Below are 25902 nucleotides of genomic sequence, written 5' to 3'. Positions count from 1 at the left end.
CTCCCGTGCGCGCTCGGGGGCCGCGAGGCGTGCCCTCCGCACGAGCGAGCGAGGCGCCCGCGGTGGGCGCCTCGCGACGTGGCGTTCTGTTGCGGCCTCAACTTCAGCGGCGAGGCCGGACCGGGATCACCGCTTGCTGTACTGCGGCGCGCGCCGGGCCTTCTTGAGGCCGTAGAGCTTGCGCTCCACGATGCGGGCGTCGCGCGTCAGGTGGCCCCTGTCCTTGAGCACCGGGCGGTAGTTGGGGTCGACCTTGAGGAGCGCCCGGGCCACCCCGAGCTTGATGGCGTCGGCCTGACCGCTCGGACCGCCACCCTTGACGGTGATGTAGGCGTCGTAGCGCCCGGCGGTGTTGGTGTCCTTCAGGGGTTCGAGGGCCTGCACCCCGGCGAGGATGCCCCGGAAGTATTCCTGGAACTCGCGCCCGTTGACCGAGATGCGGCCGTTGCCTGGGCGGAGGAACACGCGAGCGACGGCCTCCTTGCGGCGGCCGGTACCGTAGAACTGCTCCATCAAGCCAACTCCATCCTCTTCGGCTGCTGAGCCTGGTGCGGGTGCGCCTCGCCGGCGTACACCTTGAGGCGCCGGATGAGCCGCCGCCCCATGCGGGTCTTGGGCAGCATGCCCCAGACGGCGTGCTCGAGGACGCGGACGGGGTGCTTGTCGAGCATCTCCCGCGCCGTGGTCTCCTTGAGGCCGCCCTGGTAACCCGTGTAGCGGCGGTACACCTTCTGGTCGAGCTTGCGGCCCGTGAACTGCACCTTCTCGGCGTTGATCACGATGACGAAATCGCCGCCGGGCTGGTTGGGGGTGTAGGTGGGCTTGTGCTTGCCCTTGAGGACCGAGGCGATCTGGGTGGCGAGGCGCCCCACGCGCTGGCCGGCTGCGTCGATGACGACCCAGTCGTGGGTCGGCTCGGTTGGGAAGTACGTCTTCACGTTGGTCACGTCCTTGCGTCTGCTTTGGGAGAACGGTCTTGCCTGACCGGGCGGCGCGGCAAGACGGGAAGCCAAAGGGCACTCTAGCACGCGCTGCCGCGGCGTGTACAGGGCGGTGTTCGCGAGCGGGCGGCGGCGCCTCGGGTGCGTCCCTGGGCGCAACCTTCGCCCCCGACGCTGTAACCGGCATGTAACCCGCGCCTCACCATGCTGTAGGCCCCCAGGTTGGGAGATCAGGATCGCGGAGGCATCGCAATGAAACATAGGGTCCCTGTCGTGAACGTGATCGCGGCGCACGAATCGTACCTTCGGTTGATCCGTCCGGCGCTCGAACAGGTCGAGGCGGAACTGGCCAGGTCCCCGGGGCCGTTCACGGCGCACCTCGTGCTGGACTTCCCGATGACGTGGGCCATCGGCCAGCTCAGCGAGATGAACAGCCTCGACCGGGCCCGGACCCTGGTCGTCACCCAAGGCTCGCACGCCGCCTACCTGGACCTGGTGGCCAGCTTCCACGTGAGCGGCGTGGTGGGCACGGCGGACCTGAGGACCTTGGTGGCGGGGATCTACGCCGCGGCGTCGGCGCTCAAGACCTACCAGTGGCGCTCAGGGCTGACGTACATGGAGCTGCGTGTCACCAGGCTGCTGCTTCTGGGTCACGACACCGCAGGCAGCGCCGCCAACCTGCGGGTCTCCCAGAAGACGATCAACGCCCACATCTCGAACATCCTGAACAAACTCGACCTCGACTCGCGCACCCAGTACCTGGCGGCCCTCATCGGCCATGGAGAGGAACGGGCCGCGGCGCGGGGCTAGCTCGAGGTGGACCCTCTCACGGAGCGCGTGGAGCGTCCCGACCCGCGAGCAGCGCCACCCCGGCGGGACGCTCGCCGGACGTCACCGCTGCATGGCGAACGTCACGTCGGACACCGGCACGACCCCGGCGATCGCCACGGTGCCCACCAGCCGATCGCCCACGAACGTCCCGTCGAACGTCAGCGCCTTGGAGCCGCTGCGAAGCGACAGGTGGTCGTCGAGCCCGAGGCGCCCCTCGAGGTCGACTATGCCGGGGCTCTCCAGTCGGAAGATGCCGGCGTCGTACTGCAGGGTGGCCTTCGCCGTCACCTGGTCGAGCCGCTGGTTGAAGGTGAGGGCGAGGTTGACGGGCAGCCGGACGGTGGCGAGGCCGGCGGGGCGCACCTCCACCTCGAAGCGGGCGCTCCACGTCTGTCCGTTTATGTTGCGCAGGCCGGGCACCGCCACGGGCAGGCAGGCGACCAGCGCCAGGGTCAGGATTGCGGCCAGTGCGGTCAGGCGGCGTCGGGCGGTAGTCGGCACGGTGAGGTCCCCTTCGCGGCGCGGGATTGGCCCAACGCGGGCCGTGGCGCCGGTCGTGGCCCTCATTGTGCAGCCCGCGTCATGAGAAGCGCCCGCGCCGCGCGCGGGCGCCGTCGCTCAGCCGCGCGGGTCCCACCAGTCGCGTAGGCCGTCGCCCAACAGGCTCCAGCCGAGCACCGTCCACACGATGGCGAGGCCGGGAACGAGGGCGGGGTAGGGGCTCATGGTCATGAAGCCCTGCGCCTCGCGCAGCATGTTGCCCCAGCTGGGCACGTCGGGCGGGGTTCCCAGGCCGAGGAACGACAGGGCCGCCTCGGCCAGCACGGCCACCGCCAGGCTGAGGCTCGCCTGGACCACCAGCGGGCCCACCGCGCCCGGCAGGATGTGCCTGAACAGCAGCCGGCCGTGGTTGACGCCCAGGGCGCGGCCCGCCTCCACGTACTCGCGCTCCTTGAGGCTCAGCACGCTGGCGCGGGCTATGCGCGCGAATATGGGCACGGTGGCTATGCCGATGGCGATCATGGCCGTGAGGGTGCCCGGCTGGTACACGGCAGCCAGCAGCAGCGCCATGAGGATGGCGGGGAAGGCGTAGGCCACGTCCACCAGGCGCATGATCACCTCGTCGGCCACGCCGCCCAGGTAACCCGCCAGCGCCCCGAGCAGGCTGCCCACCGACAGTGCCAGACCCACCGCGATGAACCCCACGTAGAGGGTGGAGCGCGCGCCCACCAGCACGCGCGACAGGAGGTCGCGTCCGAAGTGGTCGGTGCCCAGGGGGTAGGCGCCGCTGGGCGGCTTGAGCTGGCTGGCGAAGTTCATCTTGAGCGGGTCAACTGGTACCCACAAGAAGCTGAGGAGCGCGGCGGCGGCCACCACCCCCACCAGCACGGCGCCCACTACGAGGTTGGCGCGTTTCACGAGCTTGCGGCGCCGCGCCATCAGGCGTACCTGATGCGCGGGTCGAGCAGCCCGTACGAGAGGTCGACGATGAACCCCAGCGCCACGATGGTGGCGGCGTACACCAAGATCTCGCCCTGCAGCAGCGGGAAGTCGCGCGTGCCGATGGCGGTGAGCGCCAGGCGGCCCATGCCCGGCAGCGCGAACACCTGCTCGATGACGATGGAGCCGATGAACACGTTCGTGAGAGAGAGGCCGAGGATGGTGATGATGGTCACCATGGCGTTCCGCAGCGCGTGCTTGAGCACTACCGAGCGCGTGCCAACGCCCTTGGCGCGGGCGGTGCGCACGAAGTCCTGCCCCAGCACGTCAAGCATGGCGGCGCGGGTCATGCGCGTCATGACCGCCGCCTGCCCCAGGCCCAGGGCCAGCACGGGCAGGGTGAGGCTCCTGAACCATTTGACCGGGTCCGTGTCGAACGGCGTGAAGCCGCCCGCCGGGAACCACTTGAGCTGAACACCGAAGTAGAGGATGAAGATGAGCCCCAGCCAGAAGCTGGGGACCGCCGCGCCCACCTGCGACAGGGTGGTTATCAGCGGGTCGAGCAGCGTGCCGCGGCGCATGGCGGCGAAGATGCCGAGCGGGATGGCGAGCAGCGTGGCCACCAGGGCGGCGCCCAGCGAGAGCGGCACCGACACCTTGAGCCTGTCGCGTATGAGCCGGCCGACGGGCGCCTGGTAGTTGATGCTCTCGCCGAAGTCACCCGTCACCACGCCGCCCAGCCACCGCGCGTAACGCTGGGGGGCGGGCACGTCGAGACCCAGCTTGGCGCTCAGCGCGGCGCGCGCCTCGGGGGAGGCGTTGAGGCCCAAGATGATGGCGGCGGGGTCGCCCGGCACGGCGATGATGGCCGAGAACACGACGAGGCTGGCAAGCCACACGCTTATCAGCGCCGTGACGAGCCGCCTCAGGGTGAACGCCAACATGCTCTGCTCGTGCTTCCTTCCACGAGGCCGGCGCGGGGCCGGCGGGCCACGTTAAGGGGCGGGGCGGCGCCTGCCAGCTGCGCCGCCCCGCCGCGCCTCGCGCCAAGGCCCCTCGGGGCCCCGCGAGGTCACTTGGTCTTGAACACCTCGGTCACGTCGATGGCCGGAGTGGGCTGGTCCTGCCAGAAGCCGTACACGTTGTCGCGGGCGGCCACCAGGTAGGGCGGCGAGAAGAGCCACACGTTAACGGCGTCCTTGGCGATCACCTCGGCGATCTCCTGGTAGGCGGCCGTCTCGGCCTCGCTGCTCGGGGCCGCCTCGGCGCGCGCCAGCAGGTCGCCGATGGCCGGGTTGTCGTAGTGGTAGTAGTAGCCCGGGTTGGCGTACACGTTGATGTCGCGCGGCTCGGAGTGCCCGATGATCGTCATGTCGTAGTCGCCGCCCACGAAGATGCGCTGGATCCACGTGCCCCACTCGACGACGCTGAGTTCCACGTCGATGCCCACCTCGCGCAGCATCTGCGCCACCACCTCGCCGCTGCGGCGCTCGATGTTGTAGGGCTCCGGCAGCTCGAAGTGGATGGTGAAGCCGTCGGCGTAACCGGCCTCGGCCAGCAGCTCGCGCGCCCTGACGGGATCGTACGGGTAGGTGTCCGACAGGTCGATGTAGTAGGGCTCGGACGGGCTCATGTGCGAGCCGATCACGGTGCCCAGGCCGAACATGGCGCCCTGCACGATGGTGTCCTTGTCGATGGCCATGGTGATGGCCTGGCGCACGCGCAGGTCGTCGAACGGCTTGCGGGCGTTGTTCATGGCCACGGTGATCTCGGTGGTGGCGGTGCCCTCGGTGCCCTTCAGGCCCGGGGTGGTCACGACCTGCAGGTACTGCTCCGGCTGGACGGCCACGCCGATGAAGTCGATGTCGCCCGCCTGCAGCGCCGCGAAGCGCGTGTTCGGGTCGCCGATGATCTTGAATACGGCCTTGTCGAGGTACGGCACTCCGGCCACGTAGTAGTCGGCGTTCTTCTCGAGGACGACCTCCGCGCCTTCCGTGTACGACGCGAACTTGAAGGGGCCGGTGCCGATCGGCTCGGAGCGCTGCGTCTCGGCCTTCTCGGCGGGGTAGAGGATGGAGTCGGGGCGCGCCAGGTTGTAGAGCAGCCCGCGGCTCGGCTCGCTGAGGGTGAACACCACCGTGTTGGCGTCCGGAGCCGCTATGTCGCTGATGGCCGCGTAGTACTCGGGGTGCGTGTGGCCCGACTCGGGGTCGCGGGCGCGCTCGAACTTGGCCACCACGTCGGCCGAATCGAAGGCGCTGCCGTCGTGGAACTTGACGCCCTGACGCAGGTGGAAGGTCCAGGTGAGGCCGTCGGCACTGATGTCGTACGACTCGGCGAGGGCCGGCACGATGGCCCCGGTGCGGTCGAACTTGACGAGGCCCTCGTACACGTTGTTGTACATGACCCGCGGGATCTCCTGCGAGGTGCTGACCGTGGGGTCCCACCCGGGCGGGTCGGCCGTGATGGCCACGGTGACCGTGCCGCCGCTGACCGGGGCCGGGTCCTGGGCGAGCGCAACGCCCGCGGCCAGCATGAGCGCCAGCGCGAGCAGCGTGAGCGCCCTGAGGGGTGAAAGCCTGGGAAGGGGGATGGACATCGTGCTTCCTCCTGTCGGTTCCGGCCGGTGTGGTTGCGCGACCGTGCGCGCGCTGCGACCGTGGCCGCCGGCCTAGCTGTTCGACGTCAGATAAGTTACCGCAGCCGCGGCGTAGAGGCGAGCCGACGCCACCACCTCGCTCAGGCGCACGAACTCGTCGACCTGGTGCGGGATGGTGCGGTCGCCCGGACCAACCGTGACCACCGGCACGTTCTTCCACGCCCATAAGAAGGTGCCGTCGGTGGCGCCCGGCACGCCGCCGTAACGGGGCGCCGTGCCGAACACGCCCTCGTACACGGCCTCCAAGGCCCCCACCAAGGGGTCGTCGGCCTTCGTCTCGGTCCACGGGCGCGACTCGAACACGTCAAGGTGCACCCTCAGGCGCGCGGTGCGCGCCTCGATGCCGGCGGCCATGCGCCTCAGCTCCGCCTCGATCTCGGCGTGGTCCTGTCCCGGCACCGTCCTGATGTCGAGCGCCAGGTACGCCTCCTCCGGCATGACGTTCAGCTGCGCCTCGCCGCTGGCCGGAGAGCGGATCACGGTCGGGGTTATCCACGGCAGGCCGAGGTACTCGTGCTCACCGAGGCGCTCCTGCTCGCGGCGCTCGAAGTCGCGCAGCGCCACGATCAGGTCGGCCACCCCGCGGTTCGGGTTAACGCCCGCGTACGGCATGGCGCCGTGGCTCATGACGCCCACCACGCGCACGTTGACCCGCATGGCTCCCTTCTGGAAGAGGCAGAGCTCGTTCTCCTCCGGCTCGGCCACGATGCAGCCGCTCACCTCGTCGGCCCAGCCCTGCCTTATGAAGTGCTTGATGCCGAGCATCATGCCCTCCTCGTCGGCCACGATGCCGAGCCGGATGCGGCCGGGCAGGTCGGGTGCCACCCGCCGCACCGCCGCCAGCGCCGCCAGGCAGGCGGCCACTCCGGCCTTCATGTCGGCGCTACCGCGGCCGTGCAGCACGCCGTCTTCCACGCGCCCCTCGAATGGCGGCACGCGCCACTTGGCGGGGTCGCCCTCCGTGACCACGTCGGTGTGCCCCTCGAACATGAGCGTGCGGTGCCTGGCGGGGTCGAACGCCGAGCCCTGCCAGTCGCACACCACGTTGGGCCTGCCGGGCGCGGCCTCTTCGATGACGGGGCTGAGGCCCACCTCGCGCAGGTGCGCCGCCACGAACTCGGCCGCCGCCGCCTCGGTGGTGCCCAGCTCCGCGTCGTACACGCTGCGCACGCGCACGAGGCCCTGTGCGAGGCGCGCCACCAGCTCGGGGTCCACCGCCTTGGCGGCGCGGCGGGCCAGTTCGGACGGGAAGGTGTTCACGGGCGCGCCGCCCCCTCGCCTCGGGCGCTCACAGCGGCGGGGTGAAGCGGCCGTCCTGCGCGGTCCAGCCGCCGTCGACGTACAGGAGCGAACCGGTCACGAACGAGGCCGCGTCCGACACGAGGAACACGACGGCTCCAACGAGCTCGGACGGCTGCGACCAGCGGCCAAGGGCGCTCTTCTCGGCGTAGGCGCGGTACCACTCCGGGCGGTCCTTGATGGGCTGAGTCAAAGGCGTCTCGACCACGCCGGGCGCCACCGCGTTGGCGCGCACCCCCTGCGGACCGAGCTCGGACGCGAGCGCGCGGATCATCTGCAGCGTGCCCGCCTTGGTGGCTGCGTACACCCCTTGTCCCGGCTCCACGACCTGGCTGCGGATGCTCGAGAAGAACACGAGGCTCCCCTTGCCCTGCGCCGCCAGGCGCCTGCCGGCGGAGCGCATGACGTTGAAGCTCCCCTTGAGGTTCACGCCTATCACGCGGTCGAACTCGTCCGACGTGATGTTCAGGAGCGGCTTGCGCACGTTGATGGAGGGAGTGCACACCACGGCGTCGAGGCCGCTCATGCCGCTCACGAGCGCCTCCACGGCCGCCTCGTCCGTGATGTTCACGGCGGCGGCGTGAGACTCGTAGCCGAGGCCCTGCAACTCGGCGGAGGCGGCGCTCGCGGCCGCCTCGTTGGCGTCGGCGCAGGTGACGATGGCGCCGAAGTCCGCCAAGCCCTGCGCGGTGGCGCGGCCGATGCCCGAGCCGGCGCCGATGACGAGGACGTTGCGTCCGGTGAGGTCGAACAGATCGCGGTAGTTCATGCGGCAACCCTTCCTTGTGTACGTCCGGCAGGGTAACACCCGCCCGGAGGGGCGGTCGAGCGGCGGGACCGGGTGGGCCCCGCCCCACCGCGGTGGCGTGCTGTAGCCTGTGCCAACGGGCGCGCCGCCGCCAGCTGCCTACGCCCTAACCCAACCTCGCGCCTCGCGCGAGAAAGGACCTCGCCGTGGCCAGCATCCCCAGCCTCCCCGGCATCGAGTCCCGCCGCGTCGTCACCCCGCGCCTCGGCGTGCACGCCCTCCTCTCAGGTCCGGCGGGCGGCGAGCCCGTGCTCTTCGTGCACGGCAACGCCTCCTCCAGCACGTTCTGGGAGGAGACCATGCTGGCCCTCCCGGCCCGCTACCGGGCCGTCGCCCCGGACCTGCGGGGCTACGGCGACACGGACGACGTGCCCGTCGACGCTACCCGCGGCGTGGGCGATTGGGTCGACGACCTGCTGGCCCTCAAGCGCGAGCTCGGGCTCGACCGCTACCACGTCGTCGGCCACTCGCTGGGGGGCTCCGTGGTGTGGGGGCTCCTCGTCGCCGACGCACCCGCCATCGCCAGCGCCACGGTGGTGGCGCCCGGCTCGCCCCACGGCTTCGGGGGCACCAAGGGCCTGGACGGCACCCCCTGCCACCCCGACTTCGCCGGCTCCGGCGGCGGCGCCGTCAACCCGGACTTCGCCGTGCGCATGGCGGCGGGCGACCGCGGCGCGGACGCGGCTACCTCGCCACGCACCATCATGAACGCCTTCTACTGGAAGCCGCCCTTCCGCGCGGCGCGCGAGGAGGAGCTCCTCTCGGGGCTCCTGAGCGAGAAGGTCGGGCCGCGCGCCTACCCGGGCGACCACGTCCCGTCGCCCAACTGGCCCAACGTGGCTCCCGGCGCCTGGGGGCCCGCCAACGCCATCAGCGCCAAGTACGCCGTCGGCACCGCCGAGCGGCTGGTGGGGCTCGACCCGAAGCCGCCCATCCTCTGGGTGAGGGGCGACGCCGACCAGATCGTGGCGGACGAGTCGCTCTTCGACTTCGGCACCCTCGGCAAGCTCGGCGCCGTGCCGGGTTGGCCCGGCGGCGAGGTGTTCCCACCCCAGCCGATGGTGGGGCAGACGCGCCGCGCCCTCGAGCGCTACGGTGCGGGCGGCGGCGCCTGGCGCGAGGTCGTGGTGGCCGACGCCGGTCACACGCCCTACCTCGAGAGGCCCGCGGAGTTCATGGCCGCGCTCCTCGCGCACCTGGACCCCGCCCGCTGAGGCGACCGGCCCACCCGATACTGCCCTCCCGTCACGTTGTGCCGGCAACCGGCGGGATAGCATGAGCGTCAACTAAGCAGGCGCCGCCGCTATCGCGACAACCCGGGGGGTTGCATGGCCAACAGCCGCAGCGGGCGGGCTGCCGGGAACGGCTCGCCGCCTCACGTCGAACCATGATGCTGACGACGCTCGGGGGGCTCGAGCTCAGCGGCGAGCCGTTCAGGCGCCACAAGCCGCTGCTCGTGGCCGCCTACCTGGCGCTGGAGGGGCCGCAGGAGCGGCGCTACCTGGCGGAGCTCCTGTGGCCGCGCGCGGCCGATCCGCGGCAGAGCCTCACCGTCGCCCTGTCGCAGCTCAACGCCGTAGCGCCCGGGATGGTGGCCAGCGACGGGGCCCGCCTCGCTTCGAACGTGGCCTGCGACGCCGTCCTGCTGCGGGAGGCCGCCGCCGACCACGCCTGGAGCCGGCTCGTCGAGCTCCACAAGGGTCCGTTCCTGGCGGGCGTCGAGCTGGACCGCGACAACCCCGAGTTCGAGGAGTGGGTGTACGGGACGCGCGAACTCCTCGCCATGCACGCGCACGCGGCGCTCGTGACCCTCGGTGAGGAGCGCCTCGCGCGCGGCGACACCGGGGAGGCGGCGCGCCTGGCTGAGCGGGCCGCCGCCCTCGTTCCCGACGCGGGCGGCGAACCGGAACGCATGCTGCGCCTGCACGAGCTCCTCGCCGCCACGGGCAACCCCCGTAGCGCCGCCCTCCGGCTGGAGGCGCTCGAGCAGGGGGTGCAGCTGCCCGACCCCGCCGCGGCGAGGCGGCAACCGAGCGCGCACAACCTCCCCGGCGAGCTCACCCGCTTCATCGGCCGCCGCGCCGAACTCGCCGGCTTGGGCGAACTGCTGATGGGCGGTGCGCGCCTCGTCACCATCACGGGACTGGGCGGGATGGGGAAGACCCGCCTGGCCCTCGAACTCGCCCGGCAACTGGCCTCGAGCGGCCGGTTCGACCAGGTGCTCTTCGTGCCCGTCGGTGTCGCCGCCACGCCCGACGGGCTCGAGCCGCTGGTCTTGGCGGCCGCCTCCGCGGCGCGCGGACTGGCCTCGCCCCCGCCCGACCTGCTTCGCGCGGTGGGCGTGGGCCCCACCCTGCTGGTGCTCGACGACCTCGACCAGCTCGTCGGTTCGGCGGCGGTCCTGGAGGCCACGCTCGCGCTCGCCCCACAGCTCTGCCTCGTCGTCACGGCCCGCACGCCGCTCGGGCTCGCGGCCGAGACGCAGTTCCTCCTGGGCGGCCTCGAGTTGCCCGTCGCCGGCGCGACGGGCGACGCGGCGCGGGAGAGCGACGCCGTCGAGCTCTTCCGTCAGACCGTGCGGCGCTACGACCCGAGCTTCGAACTGCGCGAGGGGGAGCTGGCGGACGTGACGACGATCTGCGGGCTGGTGGCGGGCGCGCCTCTCGGCATCGAACTGGCCGCCGCCCTCACGCGCGTCATCGCGCCCGCAGAGCTCGCGGCCGAGTTGAGCGCGGACCTGGCCGTGCTCGCGGCCGCCCCCGGCCCCGCCCACCGGAACGCGGGACTCGGCGCCCTGTTCGGGAGTTCGTGGAACCGCCTGACGGACGACGAGCGCGGCGCCCTGGCGGGGTGCGCCATCTTCGCGGGCGGCTTCACACGTCGCGCCGCCCGGCAGGTCCTGGGCATCGGCCTGCCCGAACTCGGCTCGCTCCTCGACAAGTCGCTCCTGCGCCGCCAGGGCGACCGCTACGAGCTTCACCCCCTGGTGCGGCAGTACGCCGCCGAGCGGCTGGCCGCTCGCGCCGAGGCCGAGGCGTGGCGCGAGGCGCACGCGACCCACTACTGCGCCTGGTTCGACTCCAAGCGCCCCTACTACCGACGTTCCGGGCAACGCCTGGCCTTCGAGGAGCTGGGTCCCGACCTCCCCAACCTGCAGGCGGCCTGGCGCTGGGCGGTGGGTGGCGGCCGCGTCGACCTCCTCGAGCGGGCTGCGTTCATGGCGGCCTGCTACCTGATCGCCCACGGCCGTGCCGGCGAGCTGACCGAGCTCCTCGACGAAGCGGAGCCGGTCATTGGCGCCGGCACGCCCCTGCACGCTCAAGCGCTGCGCTACCGCGCGTGGTGCCTGACGCCCGAGGAGCCGTTCCAGGCGCGGCTCCTCCTCGACGCGGCCCTGGAACTGCACCGCGCGCTCGGGGCCGACGACGCCGTGGGACCCCTGTTCCACGACCTCGGCGTGGTCAACGCCTACCTCGGCGACGTGGCGGCGGCGCGCAGGTACTGGCTGGACGCGGCGCCCCTCCTCGAGAGCGCCGACGACGAGCAGCTCCTGGGCGCCACCTACAGCAACCTCTCGCTCACGACGGCCGGGGCCGCCGAGCACGACCGTTGGGCCGCCCGGGCGCGCGCCACCTGCCTTGAGCGGGGCGCCACGGCCGAGCTCGTCGTCTGCCTCGCCAACCAGTCGACGCAACTCGCCTACTCGTACGGCGACTACGCCGGCGCGCTCGCCCTGCTCGACGAGGCGGCGCGCCTCGAGGAGAGCGAGGTGGGCCGCGAGGTGTTCCTCGCCCGCTTCCACTACATCGCCGTCTTCCACCTCGTGAACATGGACCGGACGGGCCCCGCGGCCCAACGGTTGGCCGAGGCCCGCCGGCTCCTGGAACGCCACCGGGCCGTCAGGGACGACGGCTCGGGCCAGTACCCACCCTTCGCCTGGGCCGAGGCGCTCCTCCACCACGCGCGCGGCGAGCCGGCCGAGGCGCGCCGCGCCCTCGCCACGCGGCCCCACGACGCCCTTTGCCGGGAGCTTGCCTGCCGCCTCGCGTTGGAGGCGGGCGAACCGGCCGCCGCCGCGGAGCACCTCACCGCGCTCAAGGGACTCAAGGGGTTCGGGATCGCCACGAGGGCCCGGCTCCACGAGCAGGTGGTGGCGCGCCTGCTCCGCGCCGAACTCCTCCGGCAGACGCTAGGCACGCGGGGCGAAGCGGAGCCGGCCGGCAACGAGCCGGCGCCACTCGTCGCGGCCAGCACCGAGCTGGCGGCGGCGCTCGAGGGGGCCGTGGAGCACACGTTCGTGCCGCTGGCGTTGGAGGGGCTCGTCGTGGCGGCCGCCCTGGCACCGGCGCGCTTCGGGCGGGAGCCCGCGCTGGTGGCCGACCATCCCGCCGCCCGCTACTTCGTGAGGCGCCGCGCCTCGCTCCTGGTGGCACGCGGGGGTGCCCCGCGCGGCGCCGCCACCGGACGACCCCGCGAGGGGCCGGGGCCGGCCACGCCGGACGAGGTCCTAAGGCGCGCGGCGGACGTCGCTGGCCGGCTAGGGCGCGAGCCGAACGCGCTCGGCGCGTCGTGGCCCCCCTGACGAGCGCGGCGCCGGCCGGGCCCCGCCCTAGAAGGCGCGCTGAGTGGCGCCCTCCCCGCGCGGGCGCCGCACCACCACCGGGCGACGGCGCGCCCCGCGCCCCTGCAACATCGCGTCGAACCTCGACCTTCCCCTACGCCTCAGCACGCTCCTCCTTCGACCCACGGCCAAGCCTCCAAGTCGCCCCCGGCAACCCGGGCCGCCACGAAGATGTGAAGATGGACCCAAGCGCCTGACGGCAGGCTAGAGGTCGACGGCTCAACGCCCCCTCACCCGAGGGCGAACGTCGCCTCAACGCCACCTAAACGCCCCCGCGCCGCCCCGCGAGGCGGTGATCGTCCTGCCCGCCGGCCCCGGGCGACCGCACGCGGCCGGGCCACGCCTCGCGGCCCGAGGAGGGAGGGCGTGCCGATGGGGGATCCGGTGTCGGTCCCGCGTGACCGCGCGCAGCGGGGGCGGGGCGGCGTGGTGCTGAACACGCTGGGCGGGCTCGCGCTGGCGGGCGCCGAGTTCGGGCGGCCCAAACCGCTCCTCGTGCTCGCCTTCCTGGCGCTGGAGGGCCCGCAGGACACGCGATACCTGGCCGAGCTGGCGTGGCCGCTCGCGCGCGACCCGCGCCAGAGCCTCACCGTCGCGCTGTCGCAGCTCGACGCCGCCGTCCCCGGGCTCGTTGAACGCGGCGGCGCCAGGGTGAGCACGCTCGTCGATTGCGACGCCCTGCAGCTCGCCGAGACAGCCGCCGGGCTCGACTGGCAGCGCGTCGCGCGCCTCTACCGCGGGCCGTTCCTGGCAGGGGTGCAGCTCGCCGGCGGCGGCGCCGAGCTGGAGGAGTGGCTCTTCGCCACCCGCGAGCGGCTGGCCCTGGCCGCCCAGGGCGCCATGCTGGAGCTGGCGGAGGACGGCCTCGCCGAGGGCGACCTGCCCGGCGCCACCAGGCTGGCGGAGCGGGCGGCGGTCCTCGCGCCCGACGCGGGCGGCGAGCTTGCCAGGCTCGAGCGCCTGGCCGCCCTGCTCGCCGCGACCGGCAGCCCGCGGCTGGCTGCCCTCCGCCGCGAGGCGGAGGCGCTGGGCGTGACGCTGCGCGACCCGGCGCCGCGGCCGAGGCGCGCGACCGTGCACGACCTCCCCGACGACCTCACGCCGTTCGTGGGCCGCGAGGCGGAGCTAGCCGCCCTCGCGGACCTCCTCGGCGCCGGGGCGCGCCTGGTCACCATCACCGGGCTGGGCGGGATAGGCAAGACGCGGTTGGCGCTCGAGCTCGCCCGCCGCCTCGCCACGACCGAGCGCTACGAGCGGATCCGTTACGTGGCGCTCGGCGGCGCGCCCGCCGACGAGCTGGTCGAGACGGCGCTACAGGGCGTCGTGGGCGGACGCGCCCGAGCCCGCCGCGTCACTGACGTTGCGGACGGCCACCCAACCGGCGGCGGGGTGCTCCTCCTCCTGGACGATTACGACCCGGCCGGCTCGCCGCCCGCGAGGGTCGAGGCGCTGCTCGCCCGCTGGCCGCGGCTGACGGTGGTCGTCACGGCGCGCGAGCCGCTCGGGTCCGCGGCCGAGTCGCAGTACCAGCTCGCGGGGCTGGCGCTGGCGCCCGGCGGCGTCGACGAGGCGGCGGCTAGCGACGCCGTCGCGCTCTACCTCCAGGCCGCCCGGCGCTACCGCCCGACCGTCGAGGTCGACGCTGCGAACGCCGACGTCCGCGAGATCTGCGAACTCGTGGCGGGCTCCCCGCTCGCGCTCGAGCTGGCCGCGGCGCTCGCGCGGGTCCTCCCCGTCGCCGAGCTGCGCCACGAACTGACCGTCACGCTCGACGTGCTCGCCGCCGCGAGCGGCGACAGGTCGGAGCGACACCACGGCATCAGGGCGCTCTTCGACAGCTCGTGGGCGCGCCTCGACGCTCGCGAGCGCGAGGCGTTGACCGGCTGCGCCGTCTTCGTGGGCGGCTTCACGCGCGCCGCCGCTGCCGAGGTGCTGGGGCTCGACCTCGCGGGCCTGGGCGCCCTCCTAGACCGCTCCCTGCTCACGCGCAGCGGGGACCGGTACGCGCTCCACCCGCTGGTGCGGCAGTACGCCACGGAGAAGCTCGCCGAGGACCCTGCGAGGGGGGTGTGGCGCCTCCGCCACGCCGAGTACTACTGCGCCCTGGCCGAATCGCTGCGCCCGTTCGACCAGCGCGCCGGGGAGCGGCGGGCGCTGGAGGAGCTGGAGCGCGACTACCCCGACCTGCGGAGCGCCTGGGACCGAGCCGCGAGCGCGGGGCGGGCCGACCTGATAGCCAGGGCGCTCTTCATGACGGCCCGCTACCTGCTGCTGCGCGGGCGGCCGCGCGAACTCGCGCGGCTCCTGAGCGAGGCGGAGGCCGTGGCCGCGCCCGGCTCGCTTCTCCGGGCCCGCCTGCTGCGCTGGCAGGCCGCCGGCAGCGGTTGGGAGGACCCGGGCGGCGCGGAGCTCCTCCTCACGCAGGCGTTCGCGCGCTTGAACGCGCTCGGGCTGGACGACGAGCTCGGTCCCATTCACTACCACCTCGGCCTCATGCGCGCCTTCCAGGGCGACGCCGAGGCGGCGCGCCGCCACTGGCTGACAGCGATACCCCTCCTCGAGGCGAGGGACGCCGAGCAGCTTCTCGGGTCCGCCTACAGCCAGGTGTCCCTGGTGACCGCCGAGGCGGACGAGCACGAGGCGTGGGCGCGCCGCGCGCGCCGCGCCTGCGTGCGTGCCGGGACCACGGCCCAACTCGCCTTGTGCCTCGCCATCGAGGCCGGGGAGGCCGACTACGCCTACGGTGACAGCGGACTCGCCTGCCGGCTCCTGGAGGAGGCCATCCGCCTCGAGGAGCTGGAGGGGGGCCGCGACGACTACCTCACCCTCTTCCTGTACCGTCAGGTACAAGACCTCGTCGAGCTGGGCGACCTCGCGAAGGCCGAGGCGCGCCTGGCGGCCGCGCGGCGCCTGACCGCCGAACGCGACACGGGCCGCTACCCCGACCGGCTCCAGTACCCGTCCATCGAGCTCGCCGCCGCGACGCTCCACGAGGCCCGCGGCGAGCGGGCCGCCGCGCGCGCGGCCGCCGAGCGGGCACCTGACGGCCGCCTATGCCGGGAAGTCCTCTGCCGCTTGGCGCTCGAGGAGGGCGACGTCGCCGCGGCGGAGCGCCACCTCACGCGGTTGACGAGCCTGCGCGGCTACGGCTTCTCGACCCGCGTGCGGCTGCACGAGCGGGTGATGCAGCAGGTCCTGACCGGCGAGGTGGCGCGCGCCCGCCGCCACCAGGCCGCGGCGGCCGGCGACCCGGCGGCCGAGGAGCGGGCGCGCGCCGCGGCGCTCACGGCCCTCGACGCGGCGCTCGAAGGCGCCGCGCGCTGGGTCTTCCAGCCGCTGGCGCTGGAGGCGTTCGTGGCGGTGCGCGCACTCGACCCCGCGCTGTGCGGGGCGGAGGCGCTGGCGCTCGCGGCCACCCACCCCGCCGCGCTCCGCCGCGTCCGCCGGCGCGCGGCCGCGATGCTCGACCCCGAGGCGGAAGCGGCCGCGTCTGCACAGGTGGCGCCGTGGCTCGCGCTGACGCCCAACGAGCTCGTGCCGGTCGTCACGGACCTGGCGCGCCAGGTGCGGGAGCGCCTGGCGGCGGCGACCTAGGACGGCCCGGTCAGGGCCGCTCGGTCCGGGCGCCGGGGTCAGGGTAGCTTCGTGAGGGCCGAGCCCTTGTGCGCCGCCACGTGGTCGGTCCTGTCGCTCGCGATCTCGTACTGCGGGTCGTCGGGCGAGGCGTGACGGGTGTGGCCCTTGTAGTCGAAGTCGCTCGTGTGCACCCTGACGATCCGGCCCGTCACGCGCCCGGCCTCCGAGTTCCAGCTGACGTGATCGCCCACCTCGAACCTCATCATGACTCGCTCCCTCGCTGGTCCGGCCTGGCCGCCCGGCCGGCCCTACAGTTCGGCGTGACCGGGCGGCGGCCAGGTGCCGCCGAGCCGCAGCCACGCCTCCACCATGTCGGCCGCCACCTGCGCGCTGAACGTGACCGCCTGGTCGTCGCGCGGGTGGGGCAGGGTGAGGCGGTAGGCGTGCAGAGCCTGGCGCGCGAGCTGCGGCGCGGCGCGGCCGTACACCTCGTCGGCGAGGATGGGGGCGCCGACGTGCGCCAGGTGGACGCGGATCTGGTGCGTCCGCCCCGACGTGGGCCGCGCCTTGACGAGAGTGTGGCCGCGCACCCGGTCCAGTACGCTGAAACGGGTGGTGGCCGGCTTGGGGTTCTCGCCGCCCACCGTCATGCTCTGGCGCCTCACGGGGTGCCTGCCGATGGCCGCGTCGACGACGAGACCGTCCTCGACCTCGCCCACGACGATGGCCACGTACTCCTTCTCGGCGAAGCGCTTCTTGAACGAGTGAGCCAGGTGGCGGTGCGCCTCGTCGTTCTTGGCCACCACCATGACGCCCGAGGTGTCCTTGTCGAGGCGGTGCACGATGCCGGGCCGGTACGCCTCGTCGCTGGGATCCTGGGTCTTCTCCTTGGAGAGCGGCATGCGTCCGAGGAGGGCGTTGACCACCGTGCCGGTGCGCAACGTCGCCGTGGGGTGCGCCACCAGCCCGGCCGGCTTGTTGATGGCCACCAGGTCGTCGTCCTGGTAGATGATGTCGAGCGCGATGACCTCCGGCTCGACCAGCATGGGCCGCGGCGGTGGGATCACCACCGACACGGTCTCCGAGCCGGTCAGCTTGGCGCTGGCCTTGCCGACGGGACGACCGTCGACCGTCACGTACCCCTCGCTCACCAGGTCCTTCGCGTGCGTGCGCGACATCCCGAGCGCCTGGGCGATGGCCACGTCGAGGCGCTCGCCGGGAGGCGCGTCGAAGGTGCGGAACTCCACCCGGCGAGCATATCCCCAGGGCACCGAGGCGCGGGCGCGGCGCTATACTGCCTCCTCATGACACCCGGCAGCGCCGCCCCGCCGGACCCGCGCGCCACCGATCCGGGCGCGCGCGTCCGCGTCGCCATCGACGCCATGGGGGGTGAGCGGATGCCGCGCGCCGCCGTCGAGGGCGCCGTCGCCGCTCACCTGGAGGGTCACCAGGTGGTGCTGGTGGGCGACGAGGCGGCGCTGAAGCTCGAGCTTTCGCGCGTGGGGATCGAACTGCCCGTGGTGCACGCGTCCGACGTGATCGGCATGAACGAGCACGCCACCGACGTGCGCCGCAGGCGCGACTCGAGCGTGATGGTGGCCATGCGTCTCGTCAAGGACGGCCGCGCCGCCGCCTGCGTCTCGATGGGCCACTCGGGCGCCACCATGGCCGCGGCCATCTTCGAGCTCGGCAGGGTGGCGGGCGTCGATCGCGCCGCGATCCTCGCGGCGCTCCCCACGGCGGCGGGCGCGACGGCGCTCCTCGACGCCGGCGCCAACGCCGACTGCAAGCCCGCCTACCTGCAGCAGTTCGCGGTCATGGGCAGCGCCTACGTGCGCAGCCTGTGGGGCGTCGCCGAGCCCAAGGTGGGCCTCATGTCGAACGGCGAGGAGCCCGGCAAGGGCAACGAGCTCACCCGCGCCGCCCACGCCCTCCTCGCCGCCACGCCAGGCCTCGGCTTCGTGGGCAACGTGGAGGGCCGCGACCTCTTCACGGGCGGTGTCGACGTGATCGTCACCGACGGCTTCACGGGCAACGTGATCTTGAAGCAGGCGGAGGGGGAGGCCAAGGCGATCTTCGCCTGGGTGAAGGACGCCCTGAGCTCCGGACCGCGCGCCCGGCTGGGTGGCCTGCTGGTGCGGCCCGCCCTGCGGCGCCTCGCCAAGCGCCTCGACCCCGCCGAGTACGGCGCGCAGCCGCTGCTCGGGGTGAGGGGCTACGCGTTCATCGGCCATGGCTCGGCGGACGCCCGCGCCGTGACGAGCGCGGTGCGCACGGCGGCGCGCGCCGTGGCGGCCGGGGCGGTGGAGCGCCTCTCGGCCGCCATGGCGGAGCTGGCGCAGGGCGCCCTGGGCCGGGACGACGTCACGGCGCCGCGCTAGGCGCGGCCCAGGCCCACGCCACCGCGCCGAGGGGCGCGCCGCCGGGACCGACCGGCAGGGTCAGCTCGGGCACCCCGATCGTGGCGTAGTTGAGGGGCGTGTCGTACTCGTCGAGCCCGCTGAGCAGGTCGACGAGGGTGACCGCGCCTGCCGACAGCAGGTAGGCGTACCTGTTGACGGGGTCGATGGCTCCAGCGGCCGCCTGCACGTTGATCGGCGCAAGCTGCCCGGCGCCGGGCGCGCGGTGAACCCCCACCCGGTTGGCGCCGAGCACGAGCACCTCGGTCGCCGCCCCGAACGGGTCGGTCACGAGGCGGGCGGCGCTCGTGGCGGTGACGTCGAGCGCGCCGGGGGTGGTGGGTGCGGCCGGGTCGGCGACGTCGAGGCTATGCAGGCGGTTGGCCGAGAGCGCGACGAGGAGCGAGCCGCTCGCGGCCAGGTCGAAGATGGCGGGCGTGTCGCCGAGGCGCGCCTGCTTGTACCAGGCCGCCGGGTCGGAGAAGTCGGTGGCGAAGACCTGCGCGTCGCCGGGGGCGCCGATGAGGAAGTAGGCGCGCTCGTCGCTGCTCGCCTGGTCGGTCACCGGCGACGCGGCCAGCACGTCGCCGGTGGCGCGCAGGGGCCGCGCGCTGCCGTCCAGCGTGTCGACCAGCCACTGCACCGGGTAGCCCCCGAAGCCGCACGCGGCGGGGTCGTCTAGGACGACCGCCCAGCGGCCGGTGCGGCTCACCTGGACGGCGCGCGGGCAGGGGGACCGGCCCGGCAGGTCGGCGCTGACCAGCGCCCCGCCGGTGCCGCTCAGCGTCACCCGCCGCGCCTGGTCCTCGGCGAACGCGGTCGGTGCGGCCGGGTCGATGCCGGCCACGGCGAAGCGCTGCAGCCAGGCGTCGACGCTGCCGGCGGCGGGCGCGGCGCGCGTCAACGCCCAGGCGTAGGGTCGCGCGCCCTCGCGATCCTCGACGTCGATGCTCACTGCCCAACCGAGCAGCGCGCGCTCGCTGCCGGCCACGAAGCGCAGGCGTTGGGCCGCGCCGGCGGGACCGACGTCCTCCACCAGCGCCAGTGTGGGCGCCCCGACGGACTCGTAACCAACCACGAGGAGGGTGGGTGGGCGCGGCTCCGTCGTCCCCGTGCAGGCGGAGAGCAGCGCGAGGAGGCACAGCCCGGCCGCGATCGCACGGGCCAGGTGGCCGGCGCCGCGGATCGGACGCGGCATGGCGGGCCTCAAGGCTCCCTCCGGGGGATGACCCAGCCCGTGTCGAACACGTGCCCGATCCCCTGGGTGGCGCCCGGCGTTGTCAGGGTCACGGCGACCGCGCCGGACTTCGAGTCCCACGAGCCGTAGAGCGCCCAGCAGCAGCGGTTCCACACCACCACGAAGCGCGGCCGCAGGCTGAAGGCGGGCCGCGCCGGGTCGTTGCCCGTCAGGTCCCACGTCTCGTTCAGGACTGCGCCGAGGTAGAGGTCGTCGGTCGGTCGGGCCATGAGCGCCACCTCCTGTAGCGTCAACCGGCCGGAGCTGACCCGCGCACCGGCCAGGTCGTAGCTGCCGGCGTAGCCGACCGTGCCCTGCAGCCCCACCCGCTCGAAGAGGTCGACGCCGAACGTCAGGTTGGCGCGCCGCAGGTAGGTGCTCGGTTGGCGGTCGTCTGCCCACAAGAGTTCCGCGAAGCCGTCGACGCTGAAGCGCACCGGGCCAGCGACCTCGTCCACCAAGAGTACGCGCCCCGCCAACGTCGAGTCGCGGTACCCCAGCGCCGCGCCCGCGGGCGCCGCGGCAGGGTCGAGGAGCGTCGTGAACTTGACCTGCCAGCTCGGTCTGCCGGCCAGCGGGGCGTCCTCGAGCGTGAACGCCAGGCCGCGGGCGTAGCTAGCGGGTTGCGGCAGGCCGAGCCAGGCCGTGTCGAGCCACAGGAGCCCGTCCGCCTGCGCCGCCGCCACCCCGGGCCACGCTAGGCGCAGGCGGCTCGAGGCCAGCCGGCCGGTGGGGAGGCTGATGCGCTCCGCCGCGTCGAACTGCAGGGGTCCGAGGGTGGCCGCGCCCTCCACCCCGAAGGCGCTCACCCGCCCCGCGTCGAGGTCGCGCGCGTACGTGACCTTGAGCCCGGGCGTTGCGTCCGTGTGCGCCAACGTCCCCAGGGTCACGCTCACCTCGAGGTCGTCGAAGTGGTCGGGCGGCGCGCCGGGCGCGGGGGTGGGAGGAGCGTAGCGGTAGGCCGTCTTGACGCCCACGTCGACCACGCCCGCCACGCCCGCCGACGCGGTCAAGGACGTCTGCGAGGTGTCTCGCGGCTCGCCCGTCAGCCGGTCGGGCGTCAGCAGCAGGTCCTCCTGGTGCCGCACCTCGAGCGCGGCGGTGACGGGCCCACGCGACCGCAACGCGAGGGTCGCGTCGATCGTGCCCGGGTCGGGCGTCTTCGGGTCGTACGAGTTCTTGACGGTGAGGCCGATCCAGTCGACGTTGCCGAGCAGCGTGAGGGTCGACTCGAGGGGCGACCAGCCCACGCCGGCGGGGTCGCGGTCGTCAACGAGCACGTAGCCGCCGGCCTGCTCGAACCTGAGCCACGGCAGCGGATCCAGCCGCAACTGCGCCCTGACGTCGCTGCGGTTGCGGTACGGGAAGACGTCGAAGCGGAAGGGCGTCTCGCCCTCGCGTACGTTGCGGGAGTAGCTCAACCCCAGGTTGCCCAGGCGCCCGAGGTCCTGCCGGAACGTGAGGTCGCTCGACCACTCGACCTGGCGCTCGGCCGTGTCGTAGTAGTAGCCCGTGAAGTCGGTGCGACCCTCCAGGCGCGCGCCGGCCCACAGGTTGAGGGGCGTGAGCGAGAGCGCGTGCGACTCGACCACCCGCCCGCCCTTCAGCACCGGCGTCAGGGCGGCGGAGCGGTTCAGCGCGTTGCTGCGGTCCTCGAACGCCCCGAGGTCGACGAAGAGCCGCTCGAGCCGCAGCAGCCCCATGTCGACAGGCACCGTCTCCGGCTCGAGCCTGAGCCGCGCGAACGTCTGGAGCGGGACAGCGCGCGAGGCGTAGCTCGGGGCGCTCACGCCGTCGGCCGGGTCGAGGTCGTAGAAGACGCGGCTCGAGAACGTGCCCTTCACTCCGTCGGCGACCCGCACGGTCGAGTAGCCCGCCTCCCAGATGCGGGCGCGGCGCGCGTCGTCGCGCGACAGCTCGAACGCCGTCTGGGGCGGCCCAAGCACCTCCTCGTCGGCGTACGCGAAGCGGACCACGAAGGCCGGGTCGGTGCTGCCGGTCGGCGGAGCCGTCGTGCCGGCGGGGCCGTAGGTCAGGAAGCTCGGCGTGAAGTCGACGCGGAACTCCCCCTTGCCCCGCTCCGTGTAGAAGCGGTGCTCGAGTGAGCCGCCCAGGTAGCTCGTCAGGACGCTGCCGCCCAGGAGCGCGTCGCCGAGGGTGGAGCCGCCCGGCAGCACGTCGGCGTAGTACCTGAGGCCCACGTCGCCGTAGGCGTCGGCGCCGGCCGCGTACGGCCAGCTGAGGGCGAGGCGCGCCCGGGCGGTGGCGGAGCCCGTCACCCACTCGAGGCGCGGTTGACGCTGTGGCGGCGCGAGGGGGAGGACCATGAGGGGGAGCGCGAGCACGGCCGCGCCCCGCACGAGCACGGTGACGTCGTACGCCACGAGGCGGTCGCCCGGGTAGATCTCGATCTGCGCCGCCTCGAAGGCGTAATCGTCGAGTTCCTGCCCGCAGCGCGTGCACGGGCTGAAGTAACCCAGCGCCACGCGGATGAGGCCCGGCACGCGGCTGGCGCGGTCGCCCCGCACGTCGATCGCGTCGGTGACTATCAGGACGTCGTCGCCGGCGAAGCTCTCGGCCCGCAGGTCGATGACCAGGTCGTCGGCCGTGACGCTCTCGCCGCCCGTCGTGAACGAACCGCGCCCCACCACCCGGACGAGTCGGTTCGTGAGGTCCACCTCCACGTGGTCGGCCACCAGCTCGTCCGAGTCGATGCGGACGACGAGCCCCTCGCCGGTGAGCACGTAGAGCGCCACCTCGCTTCCGTCCGGCAGGGTGACGGTGCGGATCTCCAGGCGGCTGTCGGGGTCGGCGGCGGCGTCGATGCTGATGCGCGCCGCCGCCGCGAAGCCGGCCAGCGCCAGGCCGAGGCACATGAGGGCCAGGCGCCCGCGGCCGGACCGTGGCGGCCGAGGCGGCATGCGCCTAGCGCCGCCTCTGCGCCAGGAGCAGCGCCGCCCCGGCGACCAGGTAGAGGGCCACCGGCGCCCATCCTGCCGCCCAGGCCGGGACGGTGCCCTGGGCGCCAAGCAGCTTGCTGACGCTCCACGTGGCGTAGTAGACGAACGTGAGTAGTAGCGCGGCGACGAAGCCGAGGTTGGCGCCGCGCCGGAAGGTGAACAGGCCGACGGCGGCGGCGAAGAACGCGAACGAGGTGGCGGCGAGCGGCTCGGCGGCCTTGCGGTGTAGCGCCGTCCACTCCGCTGCCTTCTCCGTCTCGTCGGGCGACCGCAGCCGCGCGATCAGCCCGGCCAGCGGCAGGTAGACGAGGTCGGGTGGGGCGGAGGAGGCGGCGGCAAGGCCGCGCACCGGCAACGTCGCGTGTTCCGAGCGCACGTCGAGCGTGAGGCGGGCGTCGCGCAGCACCCGCAACCGCAGTCCAGCCAGGCGCCAGACGCCCGCGGCGGGGTCGGCGCTGCCGCTCTCGGCCGTGATCACCTCGCGCGGGCCGCTGCTGCCGCCCGGGGTTATGACCGTCACGTCGCGGAACTCGCCGCCCGGCAGCACCGTGCCCACGAAGATGTTCCGCCCGAGCGAGTCGGTGAAGAACGTGCCGGCCCGCACGACGGTCTCGGGGCTGACGAGCATGATGTCCTTCTCGACCTCGGCGGCCCTGGCCTCGCTCCACGGCACGATGAGCTCGCCGTTCACCAACGAGGCGGCGCTGACCGCCAGCCCCAACCCCACGAGCGGGGCGACGAAGCGCCGGGGGGACAGGCCGAGCAGGAGCGCCGCCTTGAGCTCGCCGTCCTGCCCGAAGCGGGTCATGGTCACGAGCGCCGCGAACAGGAGCGCGAGCGGTAAGCCGGGCGCCACGGCGGCCGGCAGCTTGAACAGCAGGTAGCGGGCGAGGAGCGACACGCTGACCCCGCGCGCCAGCACGTCGGCCAACACGCCGAGGAAGAAGTAGAGCAGGAGCAGGAGCACGATGGCCACGACGCCGCCGGCGAAGAGCGGCGCCGTCTCGCGCACGAGGTAGCGGCCCCAGCGCGTCACGACCTCAGCGTCCTCGACGCGAGGACCGCCGCCCCGGCTCCGGCCAGGAGCGGCGTCAACCACGCCGCCGCCAGCGGGCCGAGGGCACCCGCCTCGAAAAGGTTGCCCGCCAGGATCCAGGTGGCCCAGAAGCCGACGAGTAGCACGATCGTCCAGGCGAACCCCGCGGCGCGCCCCCTGACGCGCAGCGCGATGGCGCCGGCGAACGCGGCGAAGATCGCCGCGCTGAAGGCGTCTGCCACGCGCCGGTTCAGGTCGTAGCTCAGCTCGCGCGTGTCGCCACCGGCGGCAGCCACGCTCCTCAGTTGCCGCCACAGCCTGTCGACGGGGAGCTCGGCGGACCTGACCAGCGTCTCGCTCGGGTCGGCCTCCAGCCTGAACGGCAGGCTCACCTCGTCGAACGGCGCCGGCGCCGCGCCGGGGCGCGTGACCTGGCCGGCGCGCAGGCTCCACACGCGGTTCACTGCGTCCCAGCGCCCGTGGCGGGCCGTGTACAGGGCGCCGTCGGGCAGCTGCGCCACCACGCCCTCGAGGTTGGCGACGCCCGGGTCGTCGGCGATCGACCTGACGCGGGCCGCGAAGTACACGCCCCCCTCCAGGTGGTAGGCGGCGTTCACGACCACCTCGGCGGGCGGCCTCGTGTAGACGAACGCGTCGAGCCGACGCTGGTAGGCCGCCTCGCCGCGCGCCTCGAGGAAGCCGTTGTTGACGAACGACAGGGCGCCGACGGCGAGGCCGAAGAGGACGAGCGGCGCCAGGAGGGTGGCGGGCGCCACCCCCATGGCGTAGGCGGCCTTGAGCTCCGAGTCCTTCGCCATGCGGCCACCCGCGAGCAGGACCGCGAAGACGACGCCCACGGGGAGGGCGAGGTGCAAGAACCAAGGCGTGCGGTAGAGGAGCAGGGCCAGCACGTCGCCCAGCGAGGCGTTCTGCTGGACCAGGAAGCGCGCGAGCACGCTGAGGAGGTCGATCGAGAGGAGCAGGCAGATGGCCGCCACGCCTAGCGGGTAGAGCCCCGTGGTCTCACGGAGAAGCGCGTTCTGAAGGCGTTTCGGCACTGGCGCAGTATACCGGCCGTACCTGAGTCCTCTGAGGCGCGACCGGTGAGGCGCGCCTTACCTCGCCCCGTCCCGACACCGCGATAGGATGACGCCCGTGACGGGAACGCTTGGCCTCTTCTCCCTCGTGGACCTATTCCAGTTGCTCATGGCCGCGAAGCGGACGGGGCGGCTGGCGGTGGAGCACCCGGCCGGCCTGGCGCGCATCTACTTCGACCGCGGGCAGGTGGTGCACGCCGAGTTCGGCGAGCTGGTGGGGGAGGACGCCGTCTACGCCCTGTTCAAGGACGAGCGCGGCTCGTTCGAGTTCCGCATCGGCCTGCCATCGCCTTACAACTCCATCACCGGCAGCTCGGAGAACCTGGTGCTGGAGGCCGTCAGGCGCCTCGACGAGTCGCGGCGGGACGCTCCGGAGGAGCCCGCCGTCTCGCGCGACGCCGTGCCGGTGCTCCCGGCCGGGGAGCAGCGCGCCGTGACGCTCACGCCCGACGAGCAGCGGGTGTTGGCGCACGTCGACGGGCGGCGCACCGTCACCCGCCTTGCGCTCGACCTCGGCCTCGAGCCGGAGGCGGTCCTCGCGATCTGCGACCGCCTCGTGCGCACGGGCGTCCTCAAGTTGCAGAACCGGCGCGCTCGCACTGCGCGCCTCGTCACGCGCCTCGCCGCGCGGCGGCTGGGCGCCGGCGGCGTCGGCATCGACCCGTCCATCCTCGAGGCGTGGGAGAAGGTGCTGGGCCAACCCGTCGAACGCGTCGCGTGCCGCCGCGATGACGGCACGGTGCGGCTCTTCGCGGTCCAGGGCGTTCCGGGCGTCGGCCCTTACCTCGAGATGAACCGCGACACCATCGTGCGCGCCGACCTGCGCGTGAACGAGGCGCTGCTCGTGCGGCCGGTGGAGGAGCAGCCGTGACGGACCGGAGCGCCGCGGCGGACCGCGCCTCGGCGTCGCCCGACCTCGCCCGGCCCGTGCTGTCGTGGCGGGCCCTGCCCCACCCCACTCCCTGGGACGACGTGTTCGCGCCCGGGGGCGCGCCCGG

At 73.5% G+C, this 25902-nt stretch carries 20 protein-coding genes; 6 read left to right on the top strand and 14 right to left on the bottom strand.

Translation table 11 applies throughout. The features are described from left to right. Positions 1-126: 126 nt before the first annotated feature. A complete protein-coding gene (gene rpsI, locus H3C53_00365) occupies positions 127-513 on the bottom strand; it encodes a 30S ribosomal protein S9 (GenBank protein MBW7915128.1) in 387 nt (128 codons plus the stop codon). Then, a complete protein-coding gene (rplM, locus tag H3C53_00360) occupies positions 513-1202 on the bottom strand; it encodes a 50S ribosomal protein L13 (GenBank protein ID MBW7915127.1) in 690 nt (229 codons plus the stop codon). The genes rpsI and rplM overlap by 1 nt, the downstream gene beginning before the upstream one ends. On the opposite strand from rplM, the gene H3C53_00355 reads away from it, so the two are divergent. Beyond that, a complete protein-coding gene (locus H3C53_00355) occupies positions 1194-1751 on the top strand; it encodes a hypothetical protein (protein ID MBW7915126.1) in 558 nt (185 codons plus the stop codon). The two genes, rplM and H3C53_00355, sit on opposite strands and share 9 nt — an antisense overlap. An 81-nt stretch (positions 1752-1832) precedes the next feature. Here H3C53_00355 and H3C53_00350 read toward each other — a convergent pair whose 3' ends face one another. The 6 genes from H3C53_00350 to H3C53_00325 all read right to left on the bottom strand — a co-directional run bounded on the left by H3C53_00350 (position 1833) and on the right by H3C53_00325 (position 7939). Further along, a complete protein-coding gene (locus H3C53_00350) occupies positions 1833-2273 on the bottom strand; it encodes a hypothetical protein (protein ID MBW7915125.1) in 441 nt (146 codons plus the stop codon). Between the two features lie 117 nt (positions 2274-2390). After that, positions 2391-3191, bottom strand: coding sequence for an ABC transporter permease (locus H3C53_00345; GenBank protein MBW7915124.1), 801 nt, complete (start codon positions 3189-3191; stop codon positions 2391-2393). A gap of 20 nt (positions 3192-3211) precedes the next feature. Further along, entirely contained in the window at positions 3212-4156 is a 945-nt protein-coding gene (locus H3C53_00340; GenBank protein MBW7915123.1) for an ABC transporter permease, read from the bottom strand. 128 nt (positions 4157-4284) lie between these two features. After that, positions 4285-5811, bottom strand: a complete 1527-nt coding sequence (locus H3C53_00335) for an ABC transporter substrate-binding protein (protein ID MBW7915122.1) — start codon at positions 5809-5811, stop codon at positions 4285-4287. A 72-nt stretch (positions 5812-5883) separates the two neighbouring features. After that, a complete protein-coding gene (locus H3C53_00330) occupies positions 5884-7131 on the bottom strand; it encodes an ArgE/DapE family deacylase (protein MBW7915121.1) in 1248 nt (415 codons plus the stop codon). 28 nt (positions 7132-7159) lie between these two features. Beyond that, entirely contained in the window at positions 7160-7939 is a 780-nt protein-coding gene (locus tag H3C53_00325) for an SDR family oxidoreductase (protein MBW7915120.1), read from the bottom strand. A gap of 185 nt (positions 7940-8124) precedes the next feature. Here H3C53_00325 and H3C53_00320 point away from each other — a divergent pair, with 185 nt between their 5' ends. The 3 genes from H3C53_00320 (at position 8125) to H3C53_00310 (ending at position 16193) form a co-directional block, all read left to right on the top strand. Then, entirely contained in the window at positions 8125-9192 is a 1068-nt protein-coding gene (locus H3C53_00320) for an alpha/beta hydrolase (GenBank protein MBW7915119.1), read from the top strand. 173 nt (positions 9193-9365) lie between these two features. Then, on the top strand, positions 9366-12560 hold the full coding sequence (locus H3C53_00315; GenBank protein MBW7915118.1) for a hypothetical protein: 3195 nt from the start codon (positions 9366-9368) through the stop codon (positions 12558-12560). 411 nt (positions 12561-12971) lie between these two features. Further along, positions 12972-16193 (top strand): hypothetical protein, encoded by a 3222-nt coding sequence (locus H3C53_00310; GenBank protein ID MBW7915117.1) that lies wholly within the window; start codon positions 12972-12974, stop codon positions 16191-16193. Positions 16194-16231: 38 nt separating this feature from the next. Here H3C53_00310 and H3C53_00305 read toward each other — a convergent pair whose 3' ends face one another. Then, positions 16232-16441, bottom strand: a complete 210-nt coding sequence (locus tag H3C53_00305) for a DUF2945 domain-containing protein (protein ID MBW7915116.1) — start codon at positions 16439-16441, stop codon at positions 16232-16234. A 42-nt stretch (positions 16442-16483) separates the two neighbouring features. Then, positions 16484-17422 carry an RluA family pseudouridine synthase gene (locus H3C53_00300; GenBank protein ID MBW7915115.1) on the bottom strand — a complete coding sequence of 313 codons (939 nt, stop codon included), beginning with the start codon at positions 17420-17422 and terminating at the stop codon, positions 16484-16486. Between the two features lie 57 nt (positions 17423-17479). On the opposite strand from H3C53_00300, the gene plsX reads away from it, so the two are divergent. Continuing rightward, on the top strand, positions 17480-18556 hold the full coding sequence (plsX, locus tag H3C53_00295) for a phosphate acyltransferase PlsX (protein ID MBW7915114.1): 1077 nt from the start codon (positions 17480-17482) through the stop codon (positions 18554-18556). On the opposite strand, the gene H3C53_00290 is transcribed toward plsX, so the two are convergent. From H3C53_00290 to H3C53_00275, 4 genes are read right to left on the bottom strand one after another with little or no spacing between them, the layout of a single operon-like run. After that, a complete protein-coding gene (locus tag H3C53_00290; protein MBW7915113.1) occupies positions 18540-19772 on the bottom strand; it encodes a hypothetical protein in 1233 nt (410 codons plus the stop codon). The two genes, plsX and H3C53_00290, sit on opposite strands and share 17 nt — an antisense overlap. 8 nt (positions 19773-19780) lie before the next feature. Next, positions 19781-22687 carry a hypothetical protein gene (locus H3C53_00285; protein ID MBW7915112.1) on the bottom strand — a complete coding sequence of 969 codons (2907 nt, stop codon included), beginning with the start codon at positions 22685-22687 and terminating at the stop codon, positions 19781-19783. A gap of 49 nt (positions 22688-22736) precedes the next feature. Then, positions 22737-23807, bottom strand: a complete 1071-nt coding sequence (locus H3C53_00280; GenBank protein ID MBW7915111.1) for an LptF/LptG family permease — start codon at positions 23805-23807, stop codon at positions 22737-22739. Then, a complete protein-coding gene (locus H3C53_00275) occupies positions 23804-24865 on the bottom strand; it encodes an LptF/LptG family permease (protein MBW7915110.1) in 1062 nt (353 codons plus the stop codon). Before H3C53_00275 ends, H3C53_00280 begins: the two co-directional genes overlap by 4 nt. 97 nt (positions 24866-24962) lie before the next feature. Between H3C53_00275 and H3C53_00270 the strand changes: the two genes are divergently transcribed. Next, positions 24963-25775, top strand: coding sequence for a DUF4388 domain-containing protein (locus tag H3C53_00270; GenBank protein ID MBW7915109.1), 813 nt, complete (start codon positions 24963-24965; stop codon positions 25773-25775). Positions 25776-25902: the final 127 nt, after the last annotated feature.

Source organism: Trueperaceae bacterium (assembly GCA_019454765.1).
Classification (GTDB): Bacteria; Deinococcota; Deinococci; order Deinococcales; family Trueperaceae; genus JAAYYF01.
Note: the sequence above shows the minus strand (reverse complement) of the source record. Positions and strands in the feature narration are given on the sequence as shown.

Excerpts from the sequence above, each read along its gene's own strand:
- rpsI (MBW7915128.1), bottom strand. The coding sequence starts at position 513 with ATGGAGCAGTTCTACGGTACCGGCCGCCGCAAGGAGGCCGTCGCTCGC.
- H3C53_00355 (MBW7915126.1), top strand. The coding sequence starts at position 1,194 with ATGAAACATAGGGTCCCTGTCGTGAACGTGATCGCGGCGCACGAATCG.
- rplM (MBW7915127.1), bottom strand. The coding sequence starts at position 1,202 with ATGTTTCATTGCGATGCCTCCGCGATCCTGATCTCCCAACCTGGGGGC.
- H3C53_00340 (MBW7915123.1), bottom strand. The coding sequence starts at position 4,156 with ATGTTGGCGTTCACCCTGAGGCGGCTCGTCACGGCGCTGATAAGCGTG.
- H3C53_00335 (MBW7915122.1), bottom strand. The coding sequence starts at position 5,811 with ATGTCCATCCCCCTTCCCAGGCTTTCACCCCTCAGGGCGCTCACGCTG.
- H3C53_00325 (MBW7915120.1), bottom strand. The coding sequence starts at position 7,939 with ATGAACTACCGCGATCTGTTCGACCTCACCGGACGCAACGTCCTCGTC.
- H3C53_00315 (MBW7915118.1), top strand. The coding sequence starts at position 9,366 with ATGATGCTGACGACGCTCGGGGGGCTCGAGCTCAGCGGCGAGCCGTTC.
- H3C53_00310 (MBW7915117.1), top strand. The coding sequence starts at position 12,972 with ATGGGGGATCCGGTGTCGGTCCCGCGTGACCGCGCGCAGCGGGGGCGG.
- H3C53_00305 (MBW7915116.1), bottom strand. The coding sequence starts at position 16,441 with ATGATGAGGTTCGAGGTGGGCGATCACGTCAGCTGGAACTCGGAGGCC.
- plsX (MBW7915114.1), top strand. The coding sequence starts at position 17,480 with ATGACACCCGGCAGCGCCGCCCCGCCGGACCCGCGCGCCACCGATCCG.
- H3C53_00290 (MBW7915113.1), bottom strand. The coding sequence starts at position 19,772 with ATGCCGCGTCCGATCCGCGGCGCCGGCCACCTGGCCCGTGCGATCGCG.
- H3C53_00285 (MBW7915112.1), bottom strand. The coding sequence starts at position 22,687 with ATGTGCCTCGGCCTGGCGCTGGCCGGCTTCGCGGCGGCGGCGCGCATC.